Here is a 23,901-nt window from a genome sequence, read left to right on the forward strand (position 1 = left end):
GCGACAGGGTATCACACCCTGTCGCGCAGGAATTAATCTTGATGATCCGGGGAAGGGATGAGAACCGGATTCAGGCAGCTTTCATAATATTTTTGAATTTCTTCCATGCGCTGGCGCTGGCGCTGATAGCGGCGGATCGCCTGCACGCCGTGCCACGACATACAGCCAAGCATCGCCAGCAGCAGCAGAGTGGTGCCAAGATAGCGCCACAGCCCGCTGCGATCGGGAATGCGGTGCAGGTTGATATGCTGGGTGCCATTGGCGTCGGTATAAAGATTGGTGACAATCCCCTCCGCATGGAATGGCGTGTGCATCAACATGCCCGCCAGACGCTGCAGCTCGCCCCACTGCTCGTGGGCGGGATAATCGTACAGGCTGATAGCCGGCCACGGCTGATTGACCAGTTCGCTGCCTTCATCGCTGGCGATCAGGAATCCGCCAGGGGCCGGGCTATTTAGCGCCTGCGCCGCGCGGGAGGTTTCACGCATCACAAACGGCGCGGTGGAGGTCGTCACCAGATTCTCCAGCGATTCGGCGCTCACCGGGCGCAGCAACACGTTCACTCCATCGAGCTTACCGGCGGTGGCGCGTTTGGTTAGCGCTTCCCAGTTGCGGGTATTGCCAAGGTTGACCAGCGCGTTCTTCAGACGCACGCAGTCATCTTTCGCCGAGCAGAGCTCGTTGGTTTTCAGCACGATATCGCCGAAGTCATCCAGCAGCACCATTCCTGATTTCTGAATTGCCGAACGTAATGCCGGGCTAACGTGCGAATCGTCGTCCGGGTCAGGATGCAACTGGCGCTGTACCGCCTGGACCAGCGCCGTGGCCTTACCGACGATATCGGATTCCGGCAGCGGCAGGGGAGGCGCATCGTTCCAGATGATCTGCGAACAGTCGAACGGCGTAAACGGCGAGGCTTCTTTCGCGCTCCAGGCGCCCGGCGTGCGGATGTTGCACATCCCGGTACCTTTTAATTGCAGCGTGTCGCCAATACGCACTTTCGCCTTCTCAAGCTGGCCGACGGTGGTGGCTTCGATGGTCTGCGCCCCCTTAAGCCAGGAGAGCGTGAATTTAAAGGGCATATTCAGCGGGACGCTAATCCACAGCATGATGACGACCAGCAGCGCGCCGGCGGCGATAATCGCGCTGCGTAGCCAGTACTGCAGCGGGAAGTTTTTCACTTCATCGTGCAGCGACAGGAAGCGCCCCTGGCGAACCACATGGCGGTTAAGATAAATATCAATATCGGTTTGCTGCCCCAGGTCCTGGGCGATCCATGGTTGCCAGTGGCGCGGATAGATAAGGTCGATAATCCCCAGCGAAATATTATTGACGTGTTCCTGGTCGTTCTCGCCAAACAGCCCCCAGCGTTTCGGCATTCCGCGCAGGCAGTGGATCTCGCGTAGCGAACCGGCCAGCGGCGGCGCATAGATGCCCCATAAGCCCGCAGCCAACAACAGTACGCCGCCGCCGAGCAGCCACGGCGCAAAGACGTCAGGGGAGATTAGGCAGCAATAGAACAGCAGGAAGGCTGCGACGATCATGATCCCTTCGCGCAGGCTGTCAGGACGGCTGAGGGCATGCTCTTCCTGAGTTTCCTGGCGGATGTTCAGCAGCTCGACCTGCTCGCTCTCCTCACCGCGAATCGACGCCTGGGTAGCTGATGCGCGTTCAAGCGCGTAGCCGCGGGCTTCCTGCGGATAGTCGCGCAAGGTGTGGTCGTTGAGAACAATCACCAGCGGCAGGCTGTCGGTTGGGATCAGCGAGACGCTGTTTTCGTCGTTGATATGCTGTTCCCAGAACGGCGGCAGGTGAACCTCCACCGAGTCGAGGAAGTATCGCCATTTGTTGGGCTCATCAGACGAAATGCCATAGCGGGTGACGGCGCGGGTGACGGTATAAACGGTGTCGCTCTGCTCATTCAGTTTCAGGGCGACAGGCGCCACGCTGGCGCCGGTCGCCGGTACCTGTTGCGACTGGCTGAGGCCATCGAGATACTTTTCGACCGCCTGGCGTTCATCATCAGAAAGCTTGCGGGTCGTCGCGTCGCTAAAGGCTTGCAGTAAGGGGAGGCGACGACGTCTGGCATGAGATCGATACCACCACCCGATAAGCAAGACACAGAGTAGCAGAGCTGTGAAAAAGGTCAGAAAGGTGCCCATGCCCATCCCATCGTCATAGTAATTTTAATTGTTTATCGGCACATGTTGTCTAATGCAGGAAATTTTATTGTGCAATGCAGCAGCATGTAAGCTTATCAAAAACGGGAAAACTCAGGAATCGGTAAATTCTCAAAACAAATTCAACCTATTGACTTTTTTATCTTTATGAATCTTTGCATTGCAAGCAAAACGTTGCAACTATGTAAATTAGTGGCAATTTGGATTGCCGAAACCGTGCTGCGTATCGCACAATGACTTCTGTAATCACAGCATAGACCGATGACAATGAGCAAATCATTACAAAAACCCACCATTCTCAACGTTGAAACGGTAGCGCGTTCGCGTCTTTTTAATGTTGAAAGCGTGGACCTGGAGTTCAGCAACGGCGTGCGTCGCGTTTATGAACGCATGCGGCCCACCGCGCGTGAAGCCGTAATGATTGTGCCGATTGTTGACGACCACATTATTTTAATCCGCGAATATGCGGTCGGCACCGAATCCTACGAACTGGGTTTCTCCAAAGGGCTTATCGACCCCGGCGAGACGGCCATGGAAGCCGCCAACCGCGAGCTGAAAGAAGAGGTGGGTTTCGGCGCCCGTCAATTGACCTTCCTGAAGAAGCTCAGCATGGCGCCATCTTATTTCTCCAGCAAAATGAATATTATGGTTGCGGAAGATCTCTATCCGGAATCGCTGCCGGGCGATGAGCCGGAACCGCTACCGCAGGTGCGCTGGCCACTGTCGCAGCTGATGTCGCTACTGGAAGAAGAAGACTTCAATGAAGCGCGTAACGTCAGCGCGCTGTTTCTGGTGCGTGAATGGCTACAGGCGCAGGGGCGTTTGTAGTTATAAGCGTCTCATCCGGACATAAAAAAAGCGCCTGCAGGCGCTTTTTTTATTAGAACAACTCGTGGGTTTCGCCACCGCTATCGGTAATGGTGGTGCCAACTTCGCGCACCGCCTGATGGGTTGGCTGCGTGCCCTCGATGAAGTACTCGGCGCGGCTGTTGCCGCCGTTAGCCAGTTGACCTGTGCTACGGTCGATATTCACCGTCACAATACCCGGCGGCGGCGTTAACGGCTCTTCCGGCACGCCTTCCAGCACCCGTTTCATAAAGTCATCCCAGGCCGGTTGGGCGCTTTTAGCGCCGCCTTCATAACCCGAAATCTGATCTTTAATCGCGCCGGAAGCGGTGGTACGGCCCAAATCGCGGCGGTGGTCATCGAAACCAATCCACACCGACGTCACGACGCCCGGGCCGTAGCCGGAGAACCACGCGTCTTTCGAACTGTTAGTGGTACCGGTTTTGCCGCCGATATCATGACGCTGCAGGTCGCGGCCCGCACGCCAGCCGGTGCCCATCCAGCCCGGTTCGCCGAAAATATTGGTATTCAGCGCGCTCTTAATCAGGAAGGCCAGCGGCGTGTTAATAACATGCGGGGCATACTCCGGCGCGCCGCTTTGCGCGACCAGCGACTGATTAGCCTGCTCAAGCTGCGGCTGCGGCGGAACGTCGCCGTTTTGCGGCTCCTGAGAGGTGGCGACCTCTTCGACATCCTGGTTTTCCAGCACATTGGATTTCGGCGTATCGCCGTAGATCACCGGCGAATTACACTGCGGACAGGCGACTTTAGGCCGCTCTTCAAACAGCACGCCGCCCTGGTCGTTCTCGATCTTGCTAATGAAGTACGGGTTAATCAGGAAGCCGCCGTTAGCCATTACCGAGTAGCCGCGGGCAACCTGTAGCGGAGTAAAGGAAGCGGAACCCAGCGCCAGTGATTCGGTATGGACGATGTTCTGCGCCGGGAAGCCGAAACGCTGCAGATACTCTGCCGCATAATCGACGCCCATTGCGCGCATCGCGCGCACCATCACCACGTTCTTCGACTGGCCTAATCCCTGACGCAGACGAATAGGGCCGGCGTACTGCGGCGGCGAGTTTTTCGGCCGCCAGTCGGAGCCCGCGCCGGCATCCCAGCGGGAGATCGGCACATCGTTAAGCATACTGGCGAGGGTTAAGCCTTTGTCCATCGCCGCAGTATAAAGGAATGGCTTGATATTGGAGCCAACCTGACGCAGCGCCTGGGTAGCGCGGTTGAACTTACTCTGATTGAAGTCAAAGCCGCCGACCAGAGCGATAATCGCGCCATTTTGCGGGTTGATAGATACCAGCGCGGAGTTCACTTCCGGCACCTGCGACAGCCACCATTTGTCGCCCTCTTTGCGCACCCAAATCTGCTGCCCGGTCTGAATGACGTCGGTCACTTTGCGCGGCGTCGAGCCTTGTTGCGTATCGGAAACGTAGCGACGCGCCCAGCGGACGCCATCCATCGTTAACGCCACCGACGTGCCGTTGCCCAGCAACGCGACTGCTTCCTGCGGATTCGCGGAGGTGACTACCGCCGGCGCCAGCGGGCCGACGCCCGGCAGTTTTTTCAGCGTATCGAGGATTTTTTTGTTATCCCACGGGGTCTCGCCAACTTTCCACAGCACGTTGGCCGGGCCGCGGTAGCCGTGGCGCATGTCGTAATCGAGCACGTTTTTACGCACCGACTGCTGGGCGGCCTGTTGGTTTTTACGCGTGATGGTGGTGTAGACGCGATAGCCGTCTTCGTAGGCCTGCTCGCCGTAGCGGTTGACCATCTCCTGACGCACCATCTCGCTCAGATACGGGGCGGAGAAGGCGATTTCCGGCGTATGGTAGCTGGCGTCAATCGCCTCGCTGCGCGCCTGATCGAACTGTGCCTGGGTGATATAGCCTTCGCTTAACATTCGCGACAGCACCACGTTGCGACGCGCGGTCGCGCGGTCCAGCGAATAGAGCGGGTTAAAGGTGGAAGGCGCTTTCGGCAGACCGGCGATAACCGCTATTTCGCTCAGCGTCAGCTGATCGACTGATTTACCGAAGTAAACCTGCGCGGCGGCGCCGACGCCATAGGCACGGTAGCCGAGGTAAATTTTGTTGAGGTAAAGATCGAGAATTTCGTCTTTATTCAGCAGCTGTTCGATGCGGATTGCGAGGAAAACTTCTTTGATCTTACGCGTTATTGTTTTCTCCGGGCTGAGGAAAAAGTTACGCGCGAGTTGCTGAGTAATAGTACTGGCGCCCTGCGAGGCATGGCCTGAGAACATCGCTACGCTCGCGGCGCGGAAAATCCCCACCGGATCGACGCCATGATGCTCATAGAAGCGGCTATCTTCAGTCGCGATAAACGCTTTTATCAGCTCCGGCGGCATCTGCTGCAGAGTGACGGGGATGCGGCGCTTTTCGCCATATTGCGCAATGAGCTCGCCGTCCGCGCTATAGACCTGCATCGGGATCTGCAGACGCACATCCTTTAAGGTCGCGACATCGGGGAGTTGCGGCTCTATAAATTTGTAGAGGCCATAAATCGAGCCTGCTCCCAGCAGAACGCAACAAACTGCAAGGATAAAAAGATACTTTACGAACTTCACCGGAGAATTCCCATTTAGTTTTATTTGGGCAGTTTATAAACAAACGCGCGGTAGTATAAAGGCAAGCCAGGAGCATTGATATACCCCCACGGGGCGGCTTGCTGGCGCTATGCCTTCCGGACGGCGTGTCGATCGACGCTAAAAGCCTCCATTTCGCCACATGGTATATCCAGGCTGCTCCTTGAATCGCAATCGCGGATAAGGAGATCTAAGCATGACTTTCAGAAATTGGCGTATAGGAATTCACATTCAACAGGATAGCGTCGCCATCGTGGCGCTGTTGTACGAACGCGGGCGCTGGGCGTTGCGTCGCTGGTGGCGAATTCCGCTGCCGCCCGGCCTGGTGGTGCAGGGCAGCATCATTGACCTTAATGAGGCGGTGAAGCGGTTACGTGATTGGCGCCGCGAGCTGCCGCTACAACATCAGGTGTGCATTGCGCTTCCTGCCAGCCGTACGCTGCAAAAGCAGCTGCCTGCGCCACAGGTGTCGCTACGTGAAAGCGAAAGTGCGACATGGATAACGGGCACGATGGCGCGTCAGCTGGAAATGCCTGCCTCTTCGCTGTGTATCGATTACGCCGCCCGCGCGGCTAACGACGGCTGGCAGGCGACGGCGGCTCAGCGTTTGGATATCGACAGCCTGCGTCAACTGACGCGGCGGCTGAAGCTGCGCCTGACGGCGATCGTGCCGGATGCGGCTGCTCTCACTTCTTTTTTCCCCTGGCTTACTGGCGCTGCTCAGGGCCTGGTCTGGCAGGGGGACGCGCAGTGGTTATGGGCGACCCAGGAGCGCTGGGGCTATTGTCCATGCGCTGAAGTCCCCTCTTTCTCCCACTTAACCTCGCGCCTCAATGATGAACAGTTCCAGCTCTGTAGCAGCCTGCCGTTGGCGGAAAATAGCTTTGATTGCTGGAGCGTGCTCCACCGCCTGCAGCCGCCGCTACCCGCCTGCGGCGATCGCTTTGCTATCGCGCTTGGTTTGGCGCTGGGGGGTAAATAACTATGGCGCAGCAGATTAATCTTCTGCCGTGGCGCGAGACGCGACGGCGGCAAAGCTTGCGTATGGGCGGGCTGCTGGTGGCGGCGATGGCGCTAAGCATTATCGCCCTGACGATAGCGACGCGCACGTTACGTCAGATAGACGTGGCGCAGCAGGTAATGCGCACCCAGGCCGACCATCTGCTTTATTCCGCGTTGTTACAACGTGAGCGGGAGATGCGCGAGGAAATACAGCGCGGTGAGCGGCAGGCACGGCAAGCGCAGCGGCGAGCCGAAATGCAGGCCTGGCAGACACGATTGCTCACGTTAGCGTCGCTGTTGCCGGAACCGCTGTGGTTAACCAGACTGGACTACCAACCGCAGGGCATCACCCTCAGCGGCCTGGCGCTGAACCTCAAGGCGGTGGCGGCGCTGGAAAAGGCGCTTGGCAAGCTGGAGGGTTTTCAACCGGCGATGGCAGGAGGAACGCATCGCGATACACAGGGACGCTGGTCATTTAGCTTTTTTCTACCTGGAGACATTGCCGATGCGGACAGCGATTGAACGCCTGCAGGCGCTGCGCGGATGGCCGTTAGCGTTACTTTGCGCCACAGTTTTGGCCGCGGCAATGTATCTGGCGTTTTCGCTTGCTGCTGTCAGCGCTTCGCAGCCTGCGCCGCCGCCCCTACAGACGCAATGGCGGCGAGTATTGCCGCTGCGCGCCACGCTGCAGCAACGCGTGGTTCATGATTGGACGGCCCGGCGTTTTTCACCGTTGGAACCACCCGTGGCCGGTATCTTGTTACAGGCCTGGCAACCGCGAGGGCGCGGCGGTGAGATGCTGGCGGCGGTTAACTGGCAGTCGGTGCCGCCGCTGTTCGCCTGGCTTGCCGATTGCGGGGTACACGCTAGCGCTTTTTCACTAAATGATGAAAAAGGGGTGCTACAGATGTCGTTGCAACTGGAACGCGACGATGAAATATAAAGGATACATGCTGCTGCTGGTTTGCCCGCTGCTGGCAGGAGCGCGCGATCCTTTTTTACCGGTCGAGGACCACTGCCAGACCGCGCAGCTGACGCAGTGGCGTTACGGCGGCGGGGTTGGCCGCCCGGCCCAGTGGCTGGGTCTTGTTCAGGATCATACCGGTCAGTGGCGGCGTGTACGAATTAACGACGTTTTGCCTGGCGGTTGGCGAATTCGACAGCTAACGGCAGAAACATTAACTCTGGAGGCCAGCGCCGGGTGCGAACCCGCACGCTGGGTCTGGTCACGAAAGGGAAGCCAACATGATGCGAAGGATAAGCCTGCTGCTACTTCTGCTGCTGCCGCTGCTGGCCGCGGCGGCGAAAAAAGAACCGCCGGTGTCGTTGGTGGTTGATGATGTACCGGTGGTTCAGGTACTGCAAAGCCTGGCGGAAATGCAAAATCTTAATGTAATCGTGGCGCCGGAGGTCAGCGGTACGCTGTCGCTTCACTTAAACAGCGTTCCCTGGCGACAGGCGCTCCAGTCGGTTCTCGATAGCGCCGGGCTGACAATGGCCCGGCAGGGCACGGTGTTGTACATCCATACACAGGCGTGGCAGCAGGCAAAACGAGCGCAGCTGGAAGCCGAGCAGGCTAAACGCTGGCAGAATCTGCCATTACGCAACCACAGTATCCCGCTGCGCTATGCCGACGCAGACGAACTGGCGAAATCCGGGAGCAAGCTGTTGAGCGCCCGCGGCACGATGACCGTCGATCGGCGAACTAATCGTCTGTTAATCCGCGACGACGATCGTCATCTGCCGGCGCTGAAGGCGTGGGCTGAAGAGATGGATCTGCCGGTCGGGCAGGTGGAGCTGGCGGCGCACATTGTGTCAATGAGCGCGACCAGCCTGCGCGAGCTTGGCGTGAAGTGGAGCCTGGCGGAGGCCAGCAGCACGCCGGGGATGGGGAAAATGACCAACCTGAGCAGCAATCTGGCGGTGTCAGACGCAACCACCCGCGGCGGCTTTAATATCGGCCGGATTAACGGGCGGTTATTGGAGCTGGAGCTTTCCGCGCTGGAGCAAAAGCAGCAGGTGGACATCATCGCCAGTCCGCGCCTGCTGGCGTCGCATATGCAACCCGCTAGTATCAAACAGGGCAGCGAAATCCCCTATCAGGTCTCCAGCGGAGAAAGCGGCGCCACCTCGGTTGAGTTTAAAGAGGCAGTCCTGGGGATGGAGGTGACGCCAACGGTGCTGCAGCAGGATCGCGTGCGCCTGAAGCTGCGCATTAGCGAAAATACGCCAGGCCAGGTTCTGCAGCAGGAAAACGGCGAAGCGCTGGCAATTGATAAGCAAGAGATTGAAACCTTAGTCGAGGTGAAAAGCGGCGAGACCCTGGCGCTGGGCGGTATTTTTTCACAGAAGAATAAGTCGGCGCGCGACAGCGTGCCGTTGCTTGGCGAAATCCCCATACTCGGGCAGCTGTTTCGCCATGATGGTAAAGATAATGAACGACGTGAACTGGTTGTCTTCATCACGCCGCGGATTCTGGCAGTACATTAAGCGGGTTTTTCATGCTAAACACGTTTCAGGTGTTTGACGCGGGGACGGATTTAGCATACAAGGGGTACCGATTTGAGAGTCGGGTACGACATCAATCCTCCCTTTATGTCCGGTGATTTTATTCTGTTGCCAAACCAGCCGGAGTATTGAGATAATTTTTAGTCTGACTCTCGCTCTATTGCATATGAGGTTTCAGTTCATGTCCTGCTGCGCTGGGTGTCTGCGAAGCGGGTTTATCATTAACGAATAGTCTTAGTAGTACCGAAAAAATGGCAGAGAAACGCAATATCTTTCTGGTTGGGCCTATGGGTGCCGGCAAAAGCACTATTGGGCGCCAGTTAGCCCAACAGCTCAACATGGAATTTTACGATTCTGATCAAGAGATTGAGAAACGCACTGGCGCAGACGTCGGCTGGGTCTTCGATGTCGAAGGCGAAGAAGGCTTCCGCGATCGTGAAGAAAAAATCATCAATGAGTTGACGGAAAAACAGGGAATCGTACTCGCCACTGGCGGCGGCTCAGTAAAATCCCGTGAAACGCGTAACCGTCTCTCCGCCCGCGGCGTGGTGGTCTACCTGGAAACAACGATCGAAAAACAACTTGCTCGTACGCAGCGCGATAAAAAGCGTCCTTTATTACAAGTAGATGCGCCGCCACGTGAAGTTCTTGAAGCGTTGGCAGATGAACGTAATCCACTGTATGAAGAGATCGCCGATGTGACTATCCGCACCGACGATCAAAGTGCGAAAGTCGTTGCAAACCAGATTATTCATATGCTGGAAAGCAACTGATTCTGGCTTAATAAAGTGCGTCAGAGTAAAGCAACTGAGGTGGACGTCGCGTTATGGAGAAGCTGACTGTAACTCTCGGGGAACGTAGTTACCCGATTACCATCGCGGCTGGTTTGTTTAACGATCCAGCTTCTTTTCTGCCACTGAAATCAGGCGACCAGGTCATGCTGGTCACCAATGAAACGCTGGCGCCGCTTTATCTTGATACCGTTCGCTCCGTACTGGAGCAAGCGGGTGTCAACGTCGACAGCGTGATCCTGCCGGATGGCGAGCAATATAAAAGCCTGGCGGTGATGGATACGGTATTTACCGCGCTGTTGCAAAAACCACATGGCCGCGACACCACACTCGTGGCGCTCGGCGGCGGCGTGGTTGGCGATTTAACCGGTTTTGCCGCTGCGAGCTATCAGCGCGGCGTACGTTTTATTCAAGTTCCCACCACGCTGCTTTCGCAGGTGGACTCTTCGGTTGGCGGCAAAACGGCCGTAAACCATCCCCTCGGTAAAAATATGATTGGCGCCTTCTGGCAGCCGGTTTCCGTGGTCGTCGACCTTAATTGCCTCAAAACCTTGCCGAAGCGCGAGCTCTCCTCCGGCCTGGCTGAGGTCATTAAGTACGGCATTATTCTTGACGGCGAGTTCTTCTGCTGGCTTGAAGACAACATCGATGCGCTGATGGCGCTGGATGAATCGGCGATGGCGTACTGTATTCGCCGTTGTTGTGAGCTAAAAGCCGAAGTTGTCGCTGCCGACGAGCGCGAAACCGGGTTACGTGCTTTACTGAATCTGGGACATACATTTGGCCATGCTATCGAAGCTGAAATGGGCTACGGTAACTGGCTACATGGCGAAGCTGTGGCGGCCGGAATGGTCATGGCGGCGCATACGTCCGAGCGTTTAGGGCAGTTTAGCGCGCAGGATACGCAGCGTATGATTGCGCTGTTGCAACGTGCAGGGTTGCCGGTACGCGGGCCGCAGGAAATGTCTGCAGAAGCGTATTTGCCTCACATGATGCGTGATAAAAAGGTACTGGCAGGCGAAATGCGCCTGGTATTACCGCTCGCTATAGGAAAGAGCGAGGTCCGCGGCGGAGTGTCGCACGATGTAGTTCTTGGCGCGATTGCTGATACTCAGCAGGCGCAACAATAAGAAGGTCTAGCCGCGTCCGCGCGGCGTTATCATTTCGGGCAACATGCAATAATCGTGAGCATAAGCCTTTTAGTGGGGTGTTAAATGGATGATTTCAAACCAGAAGACGATATGAAAGCCGATCGCAACGATCGTCGTGCTGGTCGTTCCCGTCAGTCTTCCGAGCGTGACGCCGATCCGCAGATCAATTTCGACGATCTCGATCTTGAGGCCGATGAAGGCCGTCCGACGCGCGCGAACAAAGCCCGTCGTGAACGCGATGAAGAAGAGTACGAAGAGGACCTCGAGTCCGAAGAAGAAGTAGAAGAAGAGCAGCAGGTTGAACGCCGTCCGCGTAAACGCAAAAAGGCCCCTGCTAAACCGGCTTCCCGCCAGTATGTCATGATGGGCGTCGGGGTGCTGGTACTCCTGCTGCTGATTGTCGGCGTGGGTTCGGCGCTGAAATCGCCATCTTCTTCCAATGAATCCGCTTCTGGTGAGAAGAGCGTTAACCTGTCTGGCGATCAAAGCATGACCGCTGACCAGAACAACAATGCCGCGCAGCCGGTCGATCAAACTGCGGGCAACACCAACCAGCAACAGCCGCAGGACGTTTCTCTGCCGCCGATCGCCTCCAATCCGACTCAGGGTCAACCCGCCTCCGAGCCGCAGGGCCAGCAGCGTGTGGAAGTTCAGGGCGACCTGAATAACGCGCTAACTCAGCAGCAGGGTCAACTGGATAGCGCCGTTGCTAACTCCACCTTACCGACCGAACCTGCGACCGTTGCGCCGATGCGTAATGGCGCCGCGCCGCGTCAAACGACCGAACGCCAGACGGCCGCCACGCCGCGTCCTGCTGAGCGTAAACAGGTGGTGATTGAACCGAAACCGCAAAGCAAGCCGCAGGCTACCGCCAAAGCGCCGGTTGAAACCAAACCTAAACACGTAGAGAGCGCGCCGGCGGCTACCGCCAGCAAGCCTGTCGCCACTGCGCAGACTAAACCGGCTGCGACAACCGCGCCAACGGCTACTGCGCCTGCCGCCACTACCTCCGCCCCGGCGGCCACCGCGCCTGCAGCGACCGCAGCGGCTGGCAGCAAAACGGCTGGCGATGTTGGCTCGATGAAGTCTGCGCCGTCTGGCAACTATACGTTGCAGCTCAGCAGCTCCTCTAACTACAACAACCTGAACAACTGGGCGAAGAAAGAGAAGCTGGAAAAATATGTTGTCTATGAGACGACTCGCAACGGTCAACCGTGGTATGTGCTGGTCAGCGGCATCTACGCTTCGAAAGATGAAGCGAAACGTGCTGTCGCCACGCTCCCTGCGGATGTTCAGGCGAAAAATCCATGGGCAAAACCGCTGCACCAGGTACAAGCTGACCTGAAGTAATGCCGCGAGTAGTCTTAAGCGCAGGATGCTGTCGGAGCGATTTCTCCACAGCCGGAGAAAGTGTAATTAGTTAGGCAGCATGAAAAAGAATCGCGCTTTTCTGAAGTGGGCGGGGGGGAAATACCCCCTGCTCGACGATATTAAAAAGCATTTGCCGGAAGGTGAATGCTTGATTGAGCCCTTCGTGGGCGCCGGGTCGGTATTCCTGAATACCGACTTTTCTCGTTATATCCTCGCGGATATCAATAGCGATCTGATCGGTCTGTATAACATCGTCAAATTGCGCACCGACGAATACGTCAGCGCCGCACGTGAGATGTTTACGCCGGAAAACAACGCCGCGGAGCGTTACTATCAGTACCGTGATGAATTCAACCAGAGTCAGGATCCCCTGCGTCGCGCGGTGCTGTTCCTGTATCTGAATCGCCACGGCTACAACGGTCTGTGCCGCTACAACCTGCGCGGCGAGTTCAACGTGCCGTTTGGCCGCTACAAAAAGCCCTATTTCCCCGAGGCTGAGCTCTATCACTTCGCCGCCAAGGCGCAGAACGCCGAGTTTTACTGCGAATCTTATGAAGAGTGCATGAAGCGAGCCGATAGCCGGGCGGTGGTCTATTGCGACCCGCCGTACGCGCCGCTGACGGCGACGGCGAATTTTACCGCCTACCACACCAACAGTTTCAACCTTGATCAGCAGGTAATGCTGGCGAAAAAGGCGGAATCGTTGATGAAAAAGCGGATCCCGGTGCTTATCTCAAACCACCGCACGCCGCTGACGCAGGAGTGGTATAAAAACGCGGCGGAAACGCATATTGTGAAGGTTCGGCGCAGCATCAGCAGCAACGGTGGTACGCGTAAAAAGGTGGACGAGCTCTTAGCGCTGTACCGTCCGCCGAAGACCAAATAAATTTCAAGGAGATGCGGATGAAGCAGTATTTGATTGCCCCTTCGATTCTGTCGGCTGATTTTGCCCGTTTGGGCGAGGATACCGCTAAGGCACTGGCGGCGGGCGCGGATGTCGTACACTTCGACGTCATGGACAACCACTATGTGCCTAATCTGACGATTGGCCCGATGGTGCTGAAGTCGCTGCGCAACTACGGCATTACCGCGCCGATCGATGTGCACCTGATGGTAAAGCCGGTCGACCGCATCATTCCTGATTTTGCCGAAGCCGGCGCCAGCATTATCACTTTCCACCCGGAAGCCTCTGAACACGTCGACCGCAGCCTGCAGCTTATCAAAGAGCACGGCTGTAAAGCGGGGCTGGTATTCAACCCGGCAACGCCGCTGAGCTATCTCGATTACGTTATGGATAAGCTGGATGTGATTCTGCTGATGTCGGTTAACCCAGGCTTTGGCGGCCAGTCCTTTATTCCGCACACTCTTGAAAAACTGCGTCAGGTGCGTCAGCTTATCGATCAATCCGGCTACGACATTCGCCTTGAAGTCGATGGCGGCGTGAAAGCCAGCAACATTGGTGAAATTGCCGCCGCCGGTGCGGATATGTTTGTCGCCGGTTCGGCGATCTTCGGCCAGCCGGACTACAAAAAAGTTATTGATCAAATGCGTAGTGAATTAGCGAAGGTTAGTCATGGATAAATTACAGGCCATCCGCGGCGTGGCATTTGACCTGGACGGCACGCTGGTCGATAGCGCGCCGGGTCTAACCGCCGCCGTTGATAGCGCGCTTTACGCGCTGGAACTGCCGGTGGCAGGTGAAGAACGCGTCGTGACCTGGATTGGCAACGGCGCAGACGTCCTGATGGAACGGGCGCTGAACTGGGCTCGCCAGGAGCGCGCCACGTTACGTGCTTCGATGGGCAAACCTTCCGTCGACGATCATGATATACCGCAAGACGAACAGCTACGCGTTTTGCGTAAACTGTTCGACCGCTATTACGCCGAAGCGGCGGAAGAAGGCAGTTTCTTGTTCCCGTCGGTGGCCGATACGCTCGGCGCGCTGTATGCCAAAGGCCTGCCGCTGGCGCTGGTCACTAACAAACCAACGCCGTTCGTGGCGCCCTTGCTCGAGACGCTGGATATCGCGAAATACTTTAGCGTGGTGATCGGCGGCGACGATGTGAAGAATAAAAAGCCGCATCCGGATCCGCTGCTGCTGGTGGCGGAAAAGCTCTCTCTGACGCCTGCCGAACTCTTGTTCGTCGGGGATTCGCGCAATGATATTCAGGCGGCGAAAGCGGCGGGTTGCTGCTCTATCGGTCTGACTTACGGCTACAACTACGGCGAGCCGATAGCGCTGAGCGAGCCGGATTTTATCTTTGACCAATTTAATGAACTCTTGCCCGCTCTTGGGCTACCGTACAGTGAAACTCAGGAATTAAAAAATGACTAAGCCCATCGTTTTTAGTGGCGCACAGCCCTCAGGTGAATTGACCATTGGCAACTATATGGGTGCGCTGCGTCAATGGGTAAACATGCAGGATGACTATCACTGTATTTACTGCATCGTTGACCAGCACGCGATCACCGTGCGTCAGGATCCGCAGAACCTGCGTAAAGCAACGCTGGATACGCTGGCGCTGTATCTGGCCTGCGGTATCGATCCGCAAAAGAGCACCATTTTCGTCCAGTCTCACGTACCGGAACACGCACAGCTGGGCTGGGCGCTGAACTGCTACACCTATTTCGGCGAACTGAGCCGTATGACCCAGTTTAAGGACAAGTCCGCGCGCTACGCCGAGAACATCAACGCCGGTCTGTTTGACTACCCGGTACTGATGGCCGCTGACATCCTGCTGTACCAGACCAACCAGGTACCGGTAGGCGAAGATCAGAAACAGCATCTTGAGCTGAGCCGCGACGTTGCGCAGCGCTTTAACGCTATCTATGGCGATATCTTTAAAGTGCCTGAGCCGTTTATTCCTAAGTCCGGCGCGCGCGTCATGTCGCTGCTGGAACCGTCCAAGAAGATGTCCAAGTCCGATGACAACCGCAACAACGTCATTGGTCTGCTGGAAGACCCGAAATCGGTGGTTAAGAAGATCAAACGCGCGGTGACCGACTCCGACGAGCCGCCGGTTGTCCGTTACGATGTGCAAAACAAAGCGGGCGTTTCCAACCTGCTGGATATCCTCTCTGCCGTCACCGGCCAGAGCATTCCGGAACTGGAACAGCACTTTGAAGGTAAAATGTACGGCCACCTGAAAGGCGAAGTCGCCGAAGCCGTTTCCGGTATGCTGACCGAGCTGCAGGAGCGCTATCACCGTTTCCGCAACGACGAAGCGTTCCTTAATCAGGTGATGAAAGAGGGCGCCGAGAAGGCCAGCGCGCACGCTTCTAAGACTCTGAAAGCGGTATATGAAGCGATTGGCTTTGTCGCTAAGCCGTAATAAGGCTCGCTGAAGGTAAAAAAACCGGGATTATCCCGGTTTTTTTGTCTTTGTGAGAGTGCATTATCTTAATGGTTAGAAAACCAGTTCAGCTTGTCGCGTAGCGCCACAACGCGGCCCACGATAATCAACGCCGGGCTGGCCATCTGCTGCGCCAGAATATCCAGCCGATCCAGGGTGCCGGTGACGACCTTCTGGTTGACCGCGGTGCCGTTCTCGACGATGGCGGTCGGCATATCCGCCGCCATGCCGTGGGCGATCAGCTTTTCGCGGATCGCCGGCGCCTGGTTTAGCCCCATATAGAACACCAGCGTCTGTTTTTCCGCCGCCAGATTTTGCCAGTCGAGATCGCTACCGGTTTTCAGATGGCCGGTGATTAGACGTACGCCCTGGGCGAAATCGCGGTGGGTGAGTGGAATGCCGGAGTAGGCCGAGCAGCCGGAGGCGGCGGTGATCCCCGGCACTACCGAGAACGGAATACCTGCCGCGCAGAGGGTCTCCAGCTCTTCGCCGCCGCGGCCAAAAATAAACGGATCGCCGCCTTTCAGGCGCACGACACGTTTGCCGCTTTGCGCTTCGCGCAGCAGGATTTGGTTAATCTCCTCCTGCGGCACGCAGTGATAGCCTGCACGTTTGCCGACAAACACCCGATCGGCATCACGGCGCACCAGGTTCATAATGTCGTCGGAGACCAGTCGGTCATAAACCACCACATCGGCCTGCTGGATCTGCTGCAGTCCCTTGAGGGTGAGCAGCCCGGCATCGCCCGGACCGGCGCCCACCAGCACCACTTCGCCGCGATGTTCCAGCGGCTCATTCAATAACTGTTCCGTGGTGTCGGCAACGGCCTGACGATCATCGTTCGCCAGCGATTGGGCGAGACGATCGTTAACAAACAGTTTTTCCCAGAAGCGGCGGCGCTCGCCGACGGTAGCGAACTGTTTTTTCACCCTTGAGCGCAGCTGCCCGGCATAGCGGGCGATTTGTCCGAGATGCAGCGGCAAGAGTGATTCGAGCTTTTCACGCAGCAGGCGCGCCAGCACCGGCGAGGTACCGCCGGAAGACACGGCGACCATCAGCGGCGAGCGGTCGATAATTGACGGCATGATAAAGCTGGCCTGATGGGGCGCATCCACCACGTTGCAGAAAATACGCCGTGATTCAGCGGCCTCGCTGACCTGCTGATTAACGACATCATCGTCGGTGGCGGCGATCGCCAGCCAGCAGTTATCAAGCAGCGCAGGATTAAAATCGCCCTGCGCCAGCGTCAGCATTTGCGCCTCGGCCCACACCTGAAACTGCGGAGTAAACCGGCGTGAGTTGACCGTTAACCGGGCACCTGCGTCGAGCAACAGACGCGCCTTGCGTTCAGCTACATCGCCGCCGCCGACCAGCAAGCAGTCGCGATCGCGTAGTTGGCAAAAAATAGGTAAGTGGTCCACGGCAGATCCTCACGGCAAGGGGGGAATGGGAATGCGGTCGTAGAATAGCAGCAGAGGGATTCACGGAGATATGAATTTTGCCGCCTCTACTTATTAGTGGTCATAAGCTGATGATATGGTTCCCCCCGCGGCGCGGAGGGAACCATGCGGCATCAGGCTTTCAGCTGCACTTTGCCATCTTTAACACGGGCTTCGTAGTGGGCGATGGAGTGGCTCTCATCTTCCATGCACAGCCCGTCGCTGAGACGGAAGCGCTGCTTTTTCAGCGGACTGGCAACCCACAGCGCGCCGTCATGCTCAGCGATAATCCCTCGGGACAGCACGCTGGCATTGAAGAACGGATCGATATTGCTGATGGCGAACACTCTGTCGTCATGGTACGGACGGAAGATAGCCACCTGCTGTTGCCCCAGCAGCGCGCAGACGCCGGTCGCCGGCAGGATGTCGTCAATTTTGCAGATGTTTACCCACTGGCTCATACGTTTTCCTCCACCAGCGTGACCGGGATGCGCTCATAGGGCGTGGCCGGGCGATGCTGGTCACGTTCCGGCACCACCTGAACGTTCGGGTCGCGCTGGTCGCTGTTGATAAAGTGTTTGAAGCGCGTCTGCGCCGCCGGGTTATTGACGGTCTCGGTCCATTCGCAGGCGAAAGCGGCGCGCAGGCGAGCCAGCTCTTCTTCAAGGTGATCGTTCAGGCCCAGCTTATCGTCGATGATGACGCTGCGCAGATAGTCGATGCCGCCTTCCATGTTGTCCAGCCACGGCGCGGTACGGGTCAGCTTATCGGCGGTGCGGATGTAGAACATCATAAAGCGGTCGAGATATTTGATGAGCGTATCGCGATCGAGGTCCGCGGCCAGCAGATCGGCGTGGCGTGGTTTCATCCCGCCGTTACCGCACACGTACAGGTTCCAGCCTTTCTCGGTGGCGATGATCCCAACGTCTTTACCCTGCGCTTCCGCGCATTCACGGGTACAACCGGAGACGCCGAACTTCATTTTGTGCGGGGTACGGATACCTTTATAGCGGTTTTCCAGTTCCACGCCGAAGCCGACGCTATCGCCGACGCCATAGCGGCACCAGGTACTGCCGACACAGGTTTTCGCCATACGTAACGCTTTGGCGTACGCATGGCCGGTTTCGAAGCCGGCTTCAATCAGCTGGCGCCAGATTTCCGGCAGGTCGTCTTTTTGCGCGCCGAACAGGCCGATACGCTGGGAGCCGGTGATTTTGGTATACAGATTAAATTCGCGCGCGATGCGACCGACGGCAACCAGGCCTTCTGGCGTAATTTCGCCGCCTGCGGAGCGCGGGATAACCGAGTAGGTGCCATCTTTCTGGATGTTGGCGAGGAAGTTATCGTTGGTGTCCTGCAGCGGCGTGTGCTGTGGTTTGAGGATGTACTCATTCCAGCAGGAGGCCAGCAGGGAACCGACGGTCGGCTTACAGACTTCACAGCCGTAGCCCTGACCGTGTTTTTCCAGCAGCTCGTCGAAGGTTTTGATGCCTTCCACGCGGATCAGGTGGAACAGCTCCTGGCGAGAGTAGGCGAAGTGCTCGCACAGATTGTTGTTCACTTCGATACCCTGTTTCGCCAGCTCGGCGTTGAGCACCTGCGTCACCAGCGGAATACAGCCGCCGCAGCCAGTTCCGGCTTTGGTTTCCGCTTTCAGCGCCGCCACGGTGTGGCAGCCTTTATTGATAGCGGCGATCAGGTCGCCTTTGCTGACGTCGAAGCAGGAACAAATCTGCGCGCTGTCCGGCAGTTTATCCACGCCGATAGACGGCTTGCCGCTGCCAGCGTGGGCCGGGAGGATCAGCGAATCCGGGTTTTCCGGCAGCTCAATGGAATTCAGCACCAGCTGCAGCAGGTTGCCGTAATCGCTGGTGTCGCCGACCAGTACCGCGCCGAGCAGGGTTTTGTTATCTTCGCTGACGATAAGACGTTTGTAGACTTCTTTGCTTTCGTCGAGATAGACGTAGCTACGCGCGCCCGGCGTGCGCCCGTGGGCGTCGCCGATACCGCCAACGTCAACGCCGAGCAGCTTCAGCTTGGCGCTGAGGTCGGCGCCGGTGAACAGATTGTCGTTGCCGAGGATATGGTCAACGGTAACCTGCGCCATTTTGTAGCCCGGGGCGACAAGACCATACACGCGGTTATTCCAGCTGGCGCATTCGCCGATAGCGTAGATATCCGGGTCGGAGGTCTGGCAGCTATCGTTGACCATGATGCCGCCGCGCTGGGCGACGGCGAGACCGCACTGGGTAGCCAGCTTGTCGCGCGGACGGATACCGGTAGAGAAGACGATGAAATCGACCTGCAGTTCGCTACCGTCGGCGAAGCGCATCGTTTTGCGCGCCTCGGTACCCTGCTGAACGATCTCTTTGGTGTTTTTGCTGGTGTGAACTTTCACTCCCATGCTTTCGATCTTACGCTTCAACTGCTCGCCGCCCATCTGGTCGAGCTGCTCGGCCATCAGCATCGGAGCAAACTCGATCACGTGGGTTTCCACGCCGAGATTTTTCAGCGCGCCAGCCGCTTCCAGACCGAGCAGGCCGCCGCCGACCACCGCGCCGCGTTTGCTGCGACGGGCGCAGGATTCAATGGCGTTAAGATCTTCAATAGTACGATAGACGAAGCAATCCTGGGTTTCCGCGCCTTTAATGGGCGGGATCCACGGGTATGAGCCAGTCGCCATAATCAGCTTGTCGTAGAAAACGGTACGGCCAGCGCTGGAGTGGATCACCTTTTCCTGACGGTTGATGGTAATCGCGCGTTCGCCGACCAGTACCTTGACGCCGTGTTTCTCATAGAAACCTTCGCGTACCAGCGACAGCTCTTCCGCAGTGTGATGGGAGAAGTAAGACGACAGGTGGACACGGTCATAGGCGATACGCGGCTCTTCACAGAACACGGTAATGTCGAATTGTCCGGCAGGCGCCTTATCAAGAAGCTCTTCGATAAAGCGATGGCCGACCATGCCGTTACCGATAATAGCGATTCTGACTTTGCTCATTTTTGCCTCGATTTCTTTTCTATTACCGCCTACCTTAACGATTCAGCTACTACACTCATTGATACAAATCAATTTAGAACTTACCTACCACTTAATGAGTATATTCATGATTTATAATGATTTTTCTAAGTGATGGAAAAATCAGGCTTTTCCGTTCTGTTCTTTTTATGTACAAAGACAGCGGAAGAAATAAGCAATCTTCAGGGGAGCAAACTATGTCGACAACGCCGCTGTGGTTAATTCAGAACGTCCATCTGCCAAAGAGGGAAGGGTTGTGGCAGATTGCGATTGATAAAGGGCGATTCGGCGACATCACGCCGATGGGAGAGGCACGCAGCGAAAGCTACGAAGTGCTTAACGCCCGCGGCGGATTGGCCATTCCGCCGTTTATCGAACCGCACATTCATCTTGATACCACGCAGACGGCGGGAGAACCGAACTGGAACCAGTCTGGGACGCTGTTCGAAGGGATTGAGCGTTGGGCCGAGCGTAAAGCGCTGCTAAGCCATGAGGATGTGAAAGCCCGCGCGTGGAAAACCCTGCGCTGGCAAATCGCTAACGGCATCCAGTTTGTCCGCACCCATGTCGATGTTTCCGACCCAACGTTGACCGCGCTGAAAGCGATGCTGGAAGTCAAACAAGAGGTAGCGCCGTGGGTCGATTTGCAGATAGTCGCCTTCCCCCAGGAAGGGATTTTATCCTACCCCAATGGTGAGAGTTTGCTGGAGGAGGCGTTACGGCTGGGCGCCGATGTGGTTGGGGCGATCCCGCATTTCGAATTTACTCGTGAATACGGGGTGGAATCGCTGCATATCGCCTTTCGTCTGGCGCAGAAATACCAGCGTCCGCTGGATATCCACTGCGATGAAATTGACGATGAACAGTCGCGCTTTGTCGAAACGGTCGCCGCGCTGGCGTTAAAAGAGGGAATTGGCCCCCGGGTGACCGCGAGCCATGCCACCGCGATGCACTCCTATAATGGCGCTTATACCTCGCGGCTGTTCCGCCTGTTAAAACTCTCGGGCATTAACTTCGTCGCCAACCCGCTGGTCAATATTCATCTGCAGGGGCGCTTTGATGACTACCCGAAGCGGCGCGGCGTGACGCGAGTTAAAGAGCTGATGGCGGCCGGCATTAATGTCTGTTTTGGCCATGATGATGTGTTCGACCCATGGTATCCGTTGGGAACCGGCAACATGTTACAGGTGCTGCATATGGGGCTGCACGTTTGCCAACTGATGGGCTATCAGCAGATTAACGACAGTCTACAGCTGATTACCCACAACAGCGCCAGAACCTTTGGTCTCAATGATTACGGCATCGCTACCGGCAACCCGGCCAATCTGGTGATCCTGCCTGCTGAAAACGGTTTTGAAGCCGTACGCTGCCAGGTGCCGGTGCGTTGGTCAATTCGTCAGGGAAGGGTCATTGCAACTACGCAGCTGGCGCAGACGTGGATACAGACCGATAAAGGCGGCGAGGAGTTGTTTTTTACCAAAAATAGCCCCTTTGCCGAAGCAAAGGGGCCTAAGGCTTAGTGCGCCGATGCGTTCTGACGGTGGCGGGAAACGAAGCCAAGTAGCAGACACATCACGAATACCACGGCATAGAGTCCGTTCGCGGTGTGCAGCGCGGCCAGCGGGCCGCTAGCCGCGACGATCGGCCCGGTCACCACGAAAGTCAGCATGGTGCCGATGGTGCCGCAGGTCAGAATAAAGTTCACCAGCTTCGGTGAAGCGACTTTAGTCTGCTGCGAGCCCAGGGTGATGATCGAGGTATAGATGGCGCTGGAGAAGAAGCCAAGGGTCAGGATGAACCACGGCATATGCTCCGGCGAACCATTGATGAACAGATACATCAGGACTGTCGCCAGGCCCGCCAGAACGGTCAGGATGCGCTGCAGGTCGAAGAAGCGCAGGATGAAGCTGAACGACCACATACCGATCATATAGGACATCCAGAAATCGCTGACCAGCTTACCGGCGTCGCCGAGGCTCATGCCGAGGCCTTTGGCGTATTCCGGTACCCAGGAGATAAAGCCCAACTGGCCGAGGATGTAGCATAGCGCGGCGATGGAAAGGAACAGCACGCCGATGCCCCATTTCTCTTTCACCACCGGCTGGCTGTTTTCCGCCAGCGCTTTGTTGCCAAGCACCGGGAACTCACAGCCGAAAGTCAGCACGAAAATAGCAACGTAGACCAGGCCGATACAGGCGTAAACCCAGTACCACTCGATGCTGCGCGCCAGCAGAACGGCGGCGACCATCGGGAAGATCATCCCCGCCATGCTGAAGAAGGAGTCCGTGAACAGCAGACGCGCGCCGCGCTGACGGCCTTCATACATGTGGGTAATCAGGAAAGTACCGATCGACATGGTGATCCCGCTGACCAGACCGAGCACGAACATCGATGCGGAGAACAGCGTCAGGCTGTGGCCGAACATCAACCCGGCGATAGCTAACAGCATCAGGATAAAGCCGAAGCGCAGCTGGGTTTTCAGCGGCACGATCTCCATCAGCCAGGCATTGAGGAAGATAGAAATCAGAATACCGGCATTGAGGAAGGTAAAGGTGTTACTCATACTGGACACCGGCAGATGGAAATAATCCGCGATGTTCCCCATCACCATCCCGGTGACGATCACCAACGCGCCGGTCAGGGCGTAGGAGAAAAAGCTGATCCATGTGAGCTTGATACGATTGCTGTTAGTCATGACAGGCCTGTGAATAGATAGGTAAAGCGCGTTGACGCTGCGCCGGGCGCACAGATTTTATTCATTCAAGTGATGAAGGCAAACGTTTATATTGAAATGTAGAGCTTATTGCATGGTTTTGTGTGACTTTGATCACATTAATAAGATTGCTCACACCTGAGTCAGTTCGTAACAAGTGTTTCAGCTAAGTAAAATTAGGTAAAAGGCTAGCCCGCTATGCAAAGGCTCTTTAGAATCAAGGCACTTGCTTTTTACTCTGCTCCGTTAAGGAATTTCCATGCTCAAATCCACTCTGGCGGCGATGGCTGCCGTATTCGCCATTTCAGCATTCTCCCCCGCCATGGCGGCCAAGGGCGACCCGCACGTACTGCTGACCACTTCTGCTGGCAACATCGAGTTGGAGCTGAATAGCCAGAAGGCGCCGATTTCTGTCGATAACTTCCTGAAGTACGTGAACAGCGGTTTCTATAACAACACGACCTTCCACCGGGTGATCCCGGGCTTTATGGTGCAGGGCGGCGGTTTTAATGAGCAGATGCAGCAAAAGCAGCCGAACCCGCCGATTAAAAACGAAGCCGACAATGGCCTGCGTAATACCCGCGGAACGATCGCCATGGCGCGTACCGCCGATCAGGACAGCGCGACCAGTCAGTTCTTCATCAACGTGGCCGATAACGCCTTCCTCGACCACGGCCAGCGCGATTTTGGCTACGCGGTATTTGGTAAAGTGGTGAAGGGAATGGACGTCGCCGACAAAATTTCTCAGGTTCCGACCCACAACGTCGGCCCGTACCAAAATGTTCCGTCCAAACCGGTCGTCATTCTCTCGGCGAAAGTACTGCCGTAACCCTCTTCTGGCGCGGGCGGTCCGCCTGCGCCCAGCTTGCCTCTCTGCGTAACCTGAAATTGCTGCTTATACTTGTGGCACACAGGGG

General features: G+C 56.7%; 21 protein-coding genes. 15 read left to right on the top strand and 6 right to left on the bottom strand.

The window, feature by feature from the left end:
• Positions 1 to 32: 32 nt before the first annotated feature.
• Positions 33 to 2,162 carry an intracellular growth attenuator family protein gene (locus tag PGR29_RS18520; RefSeq protein WP_087859069.1) on the bottom strand — a complete coding sequence of 710 codons (2,130 nt, stop codon included), beginning with the start codon at positions 2,160 to 2,162 and terminating at the stop codon, positions 33 to 35.
• Between the two features lie 285 nt (positions 2,163 to 2,447).
• Between PGR29_RS18520 and nudE the strand changes: the two genes are divergently transcribed.
• A complete protein-coding gene (gene nudE, locus PGR29_RS18525) occupies positions 2,448 to 3,008 on the top strand; it encodes an ADP compounds hydrolase NudE (protein ID WP_015703662.1) in 561 nt (186 codons plus the stop codon).
• A 52-nt stretch (positions 3,009 to 3,060) separates the two neighbouring features.
• On the opposite strand, the gene mrcA is transcribed toward nudE, so the two are convergent.
• Positions 3,061 to 5,619 carry a peptidoglycan glycosyltransferase/peptidoglycan DD-transpeptidase MrcA gene (gene mrcA / locus PGR29_RS18530; protein WP_316425084.1) on the bottom strand — a complete coding sequence of 853 codons (2,559 nt, stop codon included), beginning with the start codon at positions 5,617 to 5,619 and terminating at the stop codon, positions 3,061 to 3,063.
• Between the two features lie 214 nt (positions 5,620 to 5,833).
• Here mrcA and PGR29_RS18535 point away from each other — a divergent pair, with 214 nt between their 5' ends.
• The 12 genes from PGR29_RS18535 (at position 5,834) to trpS (ending at position 15,792) form a co-directional block, all read left to right on the top strand.
• A complete protein-coding gene (locus tag PGR29_RS18535) occupies positions 5,834 to 6,619 on the top strand; it encodes a pilus assembly protein (RefSeq protein WP_316425085.1) in 786 nt (261 codons plus the stop codon).
• Positions 6,620 to 6,621: 2 nt separating this feature from the next.
• Complete coding sequence (locus PGR29_RS18540; RefSeq protein ID WP_316425086.1) at positions 6,622 to 7,161, top strand: PilN domain-containing protein; 540 nt, start codon at positions 6,622 to 6,624, stop codon at positions 7,159 to 7,161.
• The gene (locus PGR29_RS18545) at positions 7,145 to 7,582 is read left to right on the top strand and encodes a hypothetical protein (protein ID WP_316425087.1); all 438 of its coding nucleotides are present in this window, start codon (positions 7,145 to 7,147) and stop codon (positions 7,580 to 7,582) included. Before PGR29_RS18540 ends, PGR29_RS18545 begins: the two co-directional genes overlap by 17 nt.
• Complete coding sequence (locus PGR29_RS18550) at positions 7,572 to 7,976, top strand: HofP DNA utilization family protein (protein WP_316425088.1); 405 nt, start codon at positions 7,572 to 7,574, stop codon at positions 7,974 to 7,976. Before PGR29_RS18545 ends, PGR29_RS18550 begins: the two co-directional genes overlap by 11 nt.
• Positions 7,885 to 9,129, top strand: coding sequence for a DNA uptake porin HofQ (gene hofQ, locus PGR29_RS18555; RefSeq protein WP_213317297.1), 1,245 nt, complete (start codon positions 7,885 to 7,887; stop codon positions 9,127 to 9,129). The genes PGR29_RS18550 and hofQ overlap by 92 nt, the downstream gene beginning before the upstream one ends.
• 269 nt (positions 9,130 to 9,398) lie before the next feature.
• Positions 9,399 to 9,920, top strand: a complete 522-nt coding sequence (gene aroK / locus PGR29_RS18560; protein ID WP_002920267.1) for a shikimate kinase AroK — start codon at positions 9,399 to 9,401, stop codon at positions 9,918 to 9,920.
• A 53-nt stretch (positions 9,921 to 9,973) separates the two neighbouring features.
• The gene (aroB, locus tag PGR29_RS18565; RefSeq protein ID WP_015369386.1) at positions 9,974 to 11,068 is read left to right on the top strand and encodes a 3-dehydroquinate synthase; all 1,095 of its coding nucleotides are present in this window, start codon (positions 9,974 to 9,976) and stop codon (positions 11,066 to 11,068) included.
• Between the two features lie 84 nt (positions 11,069 to 11,152).
• On the top strand, positions 11,153 to 12,439 hold the full coding sequence (gene damX, locus PGR29_RS18570) for a cell division protein DamX (protein ID WP_045413186.1): 1,287 nt from the start codon (positions 11,153 to 11,155) through the stop codon (positions 12,437 to 12,439).
• A 79-nt stretch (positions 12,440 to 12,518) separates the two neighbouring features.
• Entirely contained in the window at positions 12,519 to 13,346 is an 828-nt protein-coding gene (gene dam / locus PGR29_RS18575; protein ID WP_045394863.1) for an adenine-specific DNA-methyltransferase, read from the top strand.
• A 17-nt stretch (positions 13,347 to 13,363) separates the two neighbouring features.
• On the top strand, positions 13,364 to 14,041 hold the full coding sequence (rpe, locus tag PGR29_RS18580) for a ribulose-phosphate 3-epimerase (protein WP_015369389.1): 678 nt from the start codon (positions 13,364 to 13,366) through the stop codon (positions 14,039 to 14,041).
• Positions 14,034 to 14,795, top strand: a complete 762-nt coding sequence (gene gph, locus PGR29_RS18585) for a phosphoglycolate phosphatase (protein ID WP_316425089.1) — start codon at positions 14,034 to 14,036, stop codon at positions 14,793 to 14,795. The genes rpe and gph overlap by 8 nt, the downstream gene beginning before the upstream one ends.
• Complete coding sequence (gene trpS, locus PGR29_RS18590; protein WP_316425090.1) at positions 14,788 to 15,792, top strand: tryptophan--tRNA ligase; 1,005 nt, start codon at positions 14,788 to 14,790, stop codon at positions 15,790 to 15,792. Before gph ends, trpS begins: the two co-directional genes overlap by 8 nt.
• Positions 15,793 to 15,860: 68 nt before the next feature.
• Here trpS and cysG read toward each other — a convergent pair whose 3' ends face one another.
• The 3 genes from cysG to nirB form a co-directional block, all read right to left on the bottom strand.
• The gene (gene cysG, locus PGR29_RS18595; protein WP_316425091.1) at positions 15,861 to 17,234 is read right to left on the bottom strand and encodes a siroheme synthase CysG; all 1,374 of its coding nucleotides are present in this window, start codon (positions 17,232 to 17,234) and stop codon (positions 15,861 to 15,863) included.
• Positions 17,235 to 17,386: 152 nt separating this feature from the next.
• A complete protein-coding gene (gene nirD, locus PGR29_RS18600) occupies positions 17,387 to 17,713 on the bottom strand; it encodes a nitrite reductase small subunit NirD (RefSeq protein WP_015369393.1) in 327 nt (108 codons plus the stop codon).
• The gene (nirB, locus tag PGR29_RS18605) at positions 17,710 to 20,253 is read right to left on the bottom strand and encodes a nitrite reductase large subunit NirB (RefSeq protein WP_316425093.1); all 2,544 of its coding nucleotides are present in this window, start codon (positions 20,251 to 20,253) and stop codon (positions 17,710 to 17,712) included. Before nirB ends, nirD begins: the two co-directional genes overlap by 4 nt.
• Before the next feature lie 215 nt (positions 20,254 to 20,468).
• On the opposite strand from nirB, the gene PGR29_RS18610 reads away from it, so the two are divergent.
• On the top strand, positions 20,469 to 21,791 hold the full coding sequence (locus PGR29_RS18610) for a cytosine deaminase (protein ID WP_316425094.1): 1,323 nt from the start codon (positions 20,469 to 20,471) through the stop codon (positions 21,789 to 21,791).
• On the opposite strand, the gene tsgA is transcribed toward PGR29_RS18610, so the two are convergent.
• Positions 21,788 to 22,966: an MFS transporter TsgA gene (gene tsgA, locus PGR29_RS18615; RefSeq protein ID WP_015369396.1), complete on the bottom strand. Its 1,179-nt coding sequence runs from the start codon at positions 22,964 to 22,966 to the stop codon at positions 21,788 to 21,790. The genes PGR29_RS18610 and tsgA overlap by 4 nt on opposite strands.
• Positions 22,967 to 23,243: 277 nt before the next feature.
• Between tsgA and ppiA the strand changes: the two genes are divergently transcribed.
• The gene (gene ppiA / locus PGR29_RS18620; RefSeq protein WP_015369397.1) at positions 23,244 to 23,813 is read left to right on the top strand and encodes a peptidylprolyl isomerase A; all 570 of its coding nucleotides are present in this window, start codon (positions 23,244 to 23,246) and stop codon (positions 23,811 to 23,813) included.
• Positions 23,814 to 23,901 lie beyond the last annotated feature (88 nt).

Source organism: Klebsiella sp. 141203 (assembly GCF_032601985.1).
Taxonomy (GTDB): Bacteria; Pseudomonadota; Gammaproteobacteria; order Enterobacterales; family Enterobacteriaceae; genus Klebsiella; species Klebsiella aerogenes.